Below are 385 nucleotides of genomic sequence, written 5' to 3' on the forward strand. Positions count from 1 at the left end.
TTTCTCCCTTGCCGATAGTGATGCTGTTCGCTAAGGACAGGCCATAGTTGGTGACATTGTTTCCGGCAGCAGTAGTATCCAGGACAAAGTTGTCATCTGTCGAGACCGTAGTCCCTTTGGCATTGACCGTATAGACGTCATTGCCATTGGTTCCTGTAGTTTTATCTACCGAGGCAATATTCGTACCGCCTTTGACTTCTGTCGTGGCTTTAGCTACATCCGTCATGCTGGCGATACCGTCAAAGGTAACGCTCTGCGCCGAATTCGAAGTATTCATCGTATCCTTCAGGTTCAAGGTCAGGCGATGGTTTTCTGCATCATAGCTGCTGCCATCCTGCGTGACCTGATAATCCGTCAGTCCGGTAATGGAGACCGGCGTCGACAC

Annotated in this window: 1 protein-coding gene; it reads right to left on the minus strand. The window is 50.1% G+C overall.

Features of this window, described 5'->3' with window-relative positions:
• Positions 1 to 385, minus strand: a 385-nt coding sequence (locus ACE418_RS13485) for a hypothetical protein (RefSeq protein WP_416451085.1), incomplete at both ends; no start/stop codon positions are given.

The sequence above is a fragment of the Megasphaera jansseni genome (assembly GCF_047974155.1).
GTDB lineage: Bacteria > Bacillota > Negativicutes > Veillonellales > Megasphaeraceae > Megasphaera.